We start from the raw sequence: 7,822 nt of genomic DNA on the forward strand, positions 1-7,822 counted from the left end.
GGTCCAGAGACCGCCGAGGTTCGCAATCAAAATAATGCGCAGCAACATCGCCCCGCATTAGGAGAATCCACGTCGCTGCCGCGTTCCTTCACATTATCGCGACCTCGTGATAAGCGATCTTATGCGCAGCTGCGCATAAGATCGACCAGGCATCGGCATAGGCATCGTAGATCTCGATCTGCGCGGTCGTCAGCTGGTGTTCGAGCGGATCGTACTCGACGCCGCTGAAGGTGAGCGCACGGGCGGTGTAAAAGCCCATGGCCTTGAGGTCGCGCGCGACGATCTCCATCGCGGCGATCCCGCCATCCGAGATCGCGGTCATGAACGCTTCGCGGGTCTCGAAGGCAGAATTGTGCCACAGGCCAAGCCGCGAGGCATAGCAAAGGTTCGCGGGATCGGTGGCGCCAGTCGCGCTGTTGTAGAGCGCGCAGGCGCGGGGCAGCAGGTTCTGCAGCCGGACCCCGGCCAGTCCCTGTTCAGAACCCTTTTCCACCCCGAACCTGGTGACGGTCCCTGCGGCATTGGCCATCTCGTGCGCCTCGTCGAAGACGATGAGGCCATCGAAGTCCGCACCCAGCCAGGCAAGGATCTGCTGGAGCCGCGAGTGGCTGTCATCACGCTGCGAGCGCAGGGTGGCGAAGGTCAGGAACAGGATCCCGGTTTCCATGGTGATGGATCCGGAGAGCGGAAAGGCATCGAGCGGCTGGACATCGATGGGCAGTCCGCCGAGCGCCGCCCAGTCCCGCCGGGCATCCTCGAGCAGGCTCGCGCTCTTGGAAATCCAGACGGCGCGGCGCTGCCCCCGGCACCATCGGTCGAGGATGCAGCCCGAGATCTGGCGCCCCTTGCCCACTCCGGTACCGTCGCCCACCATGAAGCCGGCACGATAGACATGGCCATCGACATGAAGCTGCAGGAGCGTTCCGGCATCGTTGGGAGCGAAGCGGCCGGGGAGATCGCGTTCGAAGGCCTGGCCGGCGTAGATCACGGTCTCGAGCTGGGCGTCCGACAGCGTCGCTACCGCGCGCGGCGGCAGCATCGGGCGATAGGTCGCCTGCGGCAGCAGGATCGAGGACATCGCCATCGATTCCATCAGTTGGTCGGGGTGCGACTGCGGCGCCGCGAAGGCAATGCGCGTCAGCCGCCAGGGAACGTAGATGCCGACCGGATCGCCCGCTGCCGGTGGCTCATCGAGCGCGGTGTATCCGAGCAACGCCGGTTCATGTCCTGCCCCGGGCATCACTGATGGCGCCGGTGGACGGATCGGCTTTGCGCCGCTCCCCAGTATTCCTGCCATCAGACCTGCACGTCTGGTGGGTAACGAGGGCACAAGGCGCGAGGGGGCGGGAACGACCGCGTCAACCGATATGCTCTCGACCAAAGCAGCAACCGGCGAAGGACCGTCAGTCACATAGGCGGACCTGTCAAGACGATCGGGCACGCTGTGCAGCAGAGCCTGCGCGGCCTCCAGCCCGGAGACCATCGCGCGCTGCGTCCGCCCCCGCCACCCCTTATCGTAGACGAGGATCCGGATCGAGATCGACGTCCCGTGACTGGCGAAGGGCCGTCCGTCGATGGTGAGTTCCCAGCGCGGCTGGTACGCGGTCGCGACGCGCTGGTAGCCCTTGGCGCCCGTGCCGCCCTCGGCGAATGCAGGCGACATGATCGCGACGCACCTGCCACTGGCCGCGAGGCGTTCCAGGGCGGAGAGCAGATGCCGGGCGCCGGCATCGCGATCGCGGCCACGGGATTCCGACCGCGCAAAGGGCGGGTTCATCAGCACCACATCAGGTCGCCGTCCGTCTTCAAGCAAATCGTCGATGAACTCGCCATCGTGGCGGGCGACGGGTTGGCACAGTGCCAGCGCAAGGAGATCGGCACGGCCGGGATCGCGCTCATTGAGCATCAGGCTTGCGCCGACGCCCGCCGCGCAGGCGGCCAGCATGCCGGTGCCGGCGGAAGGCTCGAGCACGAGATCGCCGGGTCGGATCCGGGCCGCACAGGCTGCCAGCCATGCGAGGCCAAGCGGTGTCGAGAACTGCTGCATATCCACCTGCCGCTCGCTGCGATAAGTCTGGGTCGGCAGGTGACGGGCAAGATCGGCGCGGGCGGCAAAGGCGGCGTCAACATCGTCGCGATCGACTAGGCCGGTCTGCGGATCGAGTGCCATGAGCACCTGCGCGACCTCAAGGGCGTCGTAGGCGTCACGCATCGACCACTCGCCGAATGCGCCCGAGCGTCCGAAACTCTCCGTGACGATGCGGGTAAGCACCTTGCGCTGCAGGGAACGAGCGGTGCCGAGATATGCGGCGATCTGGCGGGCGGCGACGAGAAGCCTTCCAGCCTTGGGCGACTGGGCGCGCTCCTGCACGCCTTCGAATTGAGGCAGGGTCATCATGAGTTCCTTTGAGATTGGGAGGCGGCTCGCAGGCGCTATCGGGTCAGCCCGGATGCCGCTGCGGAAACACGCTTCTGGAAGGGAAAGGGGCCCGAGGCCGGGACCCGCGCTTGCGCAGGTCCCGGCAGGGCTTAAGGATGGCAGTCCCTGGTCAGGCGGCTTCGTCGAAGGGTATCACACCGTCTTCGTCAGCGGCGCCGGTGACGGTTTGTGCTTCTGCACCCGGCTCTTCGGCGATGAGATCGTCGCAGTCGTCGCCACCATTCATCTGCTCCGGCCCGAACCGCATCGCATCGGGCAACCACCTGCGGGCGCGTTCCTTGATCTCGGGTTCGGCCAGCACGTCACCGGCGAAGAGCTTCTCCGCCGAAAGCGACAGATCGAATTTGCGTGAGGTGGAGTAACGGCTCGAGAGTTCCGGTCCTCCGATCGCCTCGAAGAGCCCGAGGATCTTCGGCTTGGTCAGGCGATCGAAGAAGTTGCTGGCGGTGGGGCGCCACCAGGCCGCGACATCGATCGCCAGCTTCGTCCCGAGATGATCGAGGAACCCCGAACCGGCTTCGCCATGTGGCACGGCATGCATAGTGCGCGCGATGACCCAGCCCAGCCAGGCTGCGCGTGCCTCGCCATCCAGGGCGCAGAACGCATCGTATCGGGCCTCCATGGCGTCGTGATCCAGCCAGGATCGGTCGAGACCACCGTCCAATGCGTCCCACTGCTGCGAGGCCGGGGTGCCGCTGACAAAGCCGCTGACGCGCGGACTGGGCGCATAGGCCCTGAGTTCACTCGGCATGCCGCTCCAGCCCTCGCGACTGGCCTTGTCGATCATGATGAAGGTGCCCAGATCGAGTGCAAAGGCGGGATCGCTGGCGATGAAGAGCCGAAGCATCTCGGTCTTCATCGTGGCCAGTTCGTCGCGCTGGCGATTGCTGAAGGTCAGTGCAGTGGCGGCGTCCTCGTCCACTTCGCCGTCATCGTGACCGCCGCCCGTCGCCGTCTCGTCGCCCTCGTCCCCTTCATCGAGAAGCACGGTTTCGGATGCGTCAAAGGCCTCGCCTTCTTCGACATGGAAGTACTCGTGGTGCAGGGCCGGGGTGCCGTCGCCGCCGATCACGAGGTAGGCAATTGCGCCAGCTTTCTGGGCCGGGGTCAGATCCGCCGTCACCTCGCCAAACGCATCGAGCTCCTGGGAGAGCTGGTCGAAGCGTGTGGCCTGTTCCTCGGTGTACTCGGGAGCGTCCTGCGCTTCGCGCTCGATCGCTTCCATTTCGGCCTGGATTTCCGCTTCCCGGGCCACTTCCACCTCGGTCAGCTCGCGAGGCTCGGGCTGCATTTCCCGGAGGCGATAGGTCGTGCTGTAAGGCACACTCGTTGCCGCCACGATCCGTACTTCTGCAAACCCGTCACGTTCGCGCAGGGCCTCAGCTGCCTTATGCAAGGCCTCCTCCGCAAGGCGCTCGACAATATCCCCGTCGAGCCAGCGCTCGGTCGCGGCGTCGGAGAAGAGGTCCTGTTCGATCCGGCCGCCAGCGGCCTGGTAGGCTTCGGATCCGACCAGCAGCGCCTTGGGGTCTGCGCCATTATAGGAGCCGCTCGCGAGGTTACGGCGGATCTCGTTGACGTTGTTCGCATAGTATCCGCCCGTTAGTTGCTCGAAGACCTTCGCCTGCCGATCCTGGTCCGCCGTCGTAGCGTAGGCTTTGGCGATCTCGATGCCGATCTCGCCATGTCGAAGCGCCTCGAAGATCGGGGCTGCGAGATTGGCAAGGCGCAGACGGCCGAGCACGAACTTCTCGGTCTTGCCGAAGCGCTTTGCGAGATCGGCGGGCGTCTTCTTCTCACGCTCGATGATCGAGCGGAACGCGCAGCATTCGTCGGCCGGATTCATCGGCAGATGGAAGTAGTTCTCCGTGAGGCTCATCTCGATCGCATCGCGCGCGTTCTTTGCGACAAGGACCGGTACCATGAAATCTTCATCGAGCACGGCCTTGGTGATGTTGGCGAGGACCGCATCGAGACGGCGACCACCGCCATAGATCTCGACCTTGCCCTTGAACGCACCTCGCGTGGTACGTACGCCGATCAGGTTCTCGAGGATAATGCCGGTCTCGGCAATGTTGGCTTCCAATTCGGCATCGGCGATGCTGTCGCTTTGGGTGCGCACGTTGTTGGGAGATTTGAAACAGTCGACTGCGCGGGCATATTCGATTGCGGGTTGGGTCATTTCAGGTCTTCCGATTTTGCGATCGACCTGACAACCAGGCCGCTCATCGCAATCATCCTTCCCCCCCCTTCCCTCTTTTTCCTGAGCACATCGTTCCAGTCGTTCAGGCCGTACCAAGGCCACAGCGCCGCAACGGAAAAGCCCCTTGCGCCATAGATCTTGCGCGCATGCAGTTCTGCGCGGTAACCGGCAAGATCGTTGTCCGCCGGCACCACGAGCCTTTCCATGCAGGAAGAGATATGGCCCTGCTATAGCCTCTCGGCATCGAACCCGGTGCAGACGGGAAACCCGAGACGAGTTGCGGCCGAGTCCGCATTTTCGACGCCCCCTGCCCTTGAAAACCGGCGGTTCTGCTCGTTCCGTTTGGATCACAAGGCATCCAGAGGATGTCAGATCGCCGACCGGTCGGGTCAGAGGCTGCCAGAGCCGCAGCGCGAATGGACTCCCGGTATCAGCTTAGAGCCCAGCCACCGCCGCTTACCACGTGGGCATCTCGTTCACGCAGTTCGATGTCCAGGCCGAGCAGCAAAACGAGCTCGCCGGCAGTCTCACCAAACAGTCGGTCAAGCGCCCCCATATCAGCCGAAAAATTGGCCGAGAGCGTTTCAATTCTTTCGACGAGATTTCGGGAGGCCCTGGCGAGTATTTTTTCGGCGCCTTGGGGGGGTAGCCCGATGGTTTGGCAAAAGGTCAGAAGATCGCTTCTTGTCAATTCTGCTGGGACTTTCGCATCACCGATGTGGAAGGCAAAATCCTCCCGAAAACCAGCCACGGTCTGAACCGGCACCAGGTCGTAGAAGGGCGCGAGTGTGATCGACCCGCCCGGTCCATGAAGGAGTGCATTGTTCTTCGCATGGTTGTCGTTGTTACCAACCAGCAGATTGAACAGCGTCATACGCAGAAATGTTTCCCTTGACTGCGCAGGCCGATCGGTGGCTTCCAGGATCCTGCCGATCGTTGCTGCGTCGAAACAGCGCGGCGGCGTTCCCTTGCGTTGATACTTGAGTTCTGCCGGAAGACCGGCTGCCTGTGCGAAGTCTTCCTGATGCAGGCGGCGCACCATGCCATCTTCGAGGTGGCGATCGAAACGCCGGATCAGCAGGACATCGAATCCGCCAATCGTACTGGCGACCGAACTGCCGACATTAAATCCACATTCGGCTGCAAGAAGTGTCACAAAGGCCTCGTCGCGTGCCTCGTGACGATGTTGGGGGTCAGGCAGTTTGAGAATATGGGTCGTCGGCGCTCCACTTCCCGGCTTGGGAATGGCGAAACGACCGTCAGGCAATCCTGTGAGCGAGATTTTCGGCCTTACACCTGCTACTGGCGAGGGGTCGCGCAGTTCGCCTGGAAGCGGCCTGCCGGTGGCCAACCGATCGACAATCTCCGCGAATGTAGCCTCGTCCAGCGGATCGTAATCTCCCTGGATACGGCCCGGGCGTTTGATGGGCGGATGGTCGAGCGGGAGGACGCTGACCGCGCCGGCACAGTCCGCTCCAACATGCGCCAGGAGAGCGGCGATGTCGCCGCGATCGATACCCTCGCGTCGTATGACAGTTTCGAGAAGGTTGTTCTCCTGGAGAAGGTTATCGAAGAACGCACGCACCGGCACATCGCCGAACGGCTCGTCACCCAAAGGCAGCGACAAGGACAGGGTATGCTGTGCTGAGTTGGCCAGCCATTCGGGCGTGTAGGCGAAGGCGAGACTGGAATCGTCTGCTTTCACGAGGCGTCCGATCGGCTCTGCCGAGGCTTCCAGCCAGACATTCAAGATCAGCGTCATGAGCTCCTGCTCCGGGCGCTGATGTCTATGCCGGCCGCCAGAGCGCAGGCAATGACCTTGTCGATTTCCAGAGTTCCCTTGCCGCTTTCCAGTTCGGATACGAAACGTCTGCCTACGCCGGCATGCTGGGCGAATTCCGCCTGGTTCAGCTTCATCGCTTTGCGCGCTTTGCGGATCAGGGCTCCAAGGTCTGCAGCGGTGCGTATGCCTGTCGTGGAGCCTTGGGTTTTCGCAGCGACTTTCGGTCTATCATGCGCCGGCTCGAGCGAACCTGTCGCGATGGCCTGGGTCAGTCCTCGAGCTATTTCAACCGCACTTTGTGCTGGTCCCTGCTGGATACGCCGGATGGTGTCCTGAAACAGCGGCTGCTTCAGCTTCTCGATGGCAGCGTTGATATCCGGCATAAAGGGGGCGAGATTCGCCTGATGCACGGCGCTGTCGAGCGACTTTATCAGTGCATCGCGGTCCTGCATCTCGCGCAATAGCCGCGCCGCATCAGTTTCTTTTGGCAAAGCCTTTTGCTCCTTTTCGGGAGCATTGTAAACGGCAAGACAGCTCTATGCAAGATATACTCCCGAACGGGAGCAAATGCAGCGAAATCATACATACTCTGAAGCTTTGCGCCCGCTCAGGAGCATTCTTGAAATCGCTTAACGGGACGGCCGAGATATACTCGCGGCTGGTGTGCGGCCTGCAGCGCGAAAAGCGATGGTCTCACAAGCGCAGGACGACTATCCCGGAAGTGACTAAAAGCTGTGACATGTACATGAAAACGCAAGTCATGGTGCATGAGGAGGAACTGTGCGAAGCGCTCCTTCTGCTTGAGGCGCTCTGTGAAATTCTGCGCAGCGAGGTGACCCTTCCCGAGCGTGTTTTATCGGGACTACCGGGCTCGTACAGGTAGACAGAGCATGACGGAGCAGACAGTTGCGGCGCTCGATCATGCTGGTCGAGAATTGATGTCACGTCAGAATGACCCGCGCGTTGGGTCTTGATGCTTGCGAGCGCAGACGGGAACAAGGATGCTGCGCGGATGGCCGATACAAACGACGGGTGCCGATCCTGGTGAATGCTTTTGACGCGCCAAGCGCAAACTGGAAGCCGCACGAGTTCTCAAGAAGATGCGTAATGAGGCATCGAGGAGAAATGCGATAACGGCGCTACACCGAGTTGAACATGGAAAGGCGTTGAAGCTGGCGGACTTTGAGATTGTATCCCGTAAGGTCGGGCGGCAATTCAAGCGCCTCCTGCATTCCCTGTATCTCGACCGGGTCTGACGTGGGTGAAGCGCCGAACACGCCCCGATCTTGACCCAACCGCTCCCTAACAGGCTGCGGAAAAAGGCGCCGCAGTGGTCACCGTCGATCTGCGTTCGAAGGAGGGGGACTGGTCTGTCGCTCGTTTCAGGGTGAAATTC

The 7,822-nt window shown here is 62.2% G+C and carries 5 protein-coding genes; all 5 read right to left on the reverse strand.

Annotated elements, in window-relative coordinates:
* Window positions 1-88 precede the first annotated feature (88 nt).
* A complete protein-coding gene (locus LH128_RS02280; RefSeq protein ID WP_327195029.1) occupies window positions 89-2,395 on the reverse strand; it encodes a strawberry notch-like NTP hydrolase domain-containing protein in 2,307 nt (768 codons plus the stop codon).
* Window positions 2,396-2,549: 154 nt separating this feature from the next.
* A complete protein-coding gene (locus LH128_RS02285) occupies window positions 2,550-4,622 on the reverse strand; it encodes a ParB/RepB/Spo0J family partition protein (RefSeq protein ID WP_008827956.1) in 2,073 nt (690 codons plus the stop codon).
* Window positions 4,619-4,849, reverse strand: coding sequence for a hypothetical protein (locus LH128_RS02290; RefSeq protein ID WP_008827957.1), 231 nt, complete (start codon window positions 4,847-4,849; stop codon window positions 4,619-4,621). Before LH128_RS02290 ends, LH128_RS02285 begins: the two co-directional genes overlap by 4 nt.
* A gap of 224 nt (window positions 4,850-5,073) precedes the next feature.
* Window positions 5,074-6,405, reverse strand: a complete 1,332-nt coding sequence (locus LH128_RS31810) for a type II toxin-antitoxin system HipA family toxin (RefSeq protein ID WP_008827958.1) — start codon at window positions 6,403-6,405, stop codon at window positions 5,074-5,076.
* The gene (locus tag LH128_RS31815; RefSeq protein WP_008827959.1) at window positions 6,402-6,917 is read right to left on the reverse strand and encodes a helix-turn-helix transcriptional regulator; all 516 of its coding nucleotides are present in this window, start codon (window positions 6,915-6,917) and stop codon (window positions 6,402-6,404) included. The genes LH128_RS31810 and LH128_RS31815 overlap by 4 nt, the downstream gene beginning before the upstream one ends.
* Window positions 6,918-7,822 lie beyond the last annotated feature (905 nt).

It is taken from the genome of Sphingomonas sp. LH128 (assembly GCF_000293195.2).
In the GTDB taxonomy this organism is placed as follows: domain Bacteria; phylum Pseudomonadota; class Alphaproteobacteria; order Sphingomonadales; family Sphingomonadaceae; genus Novosphingobium; species Novosphingobium resinovorum_A.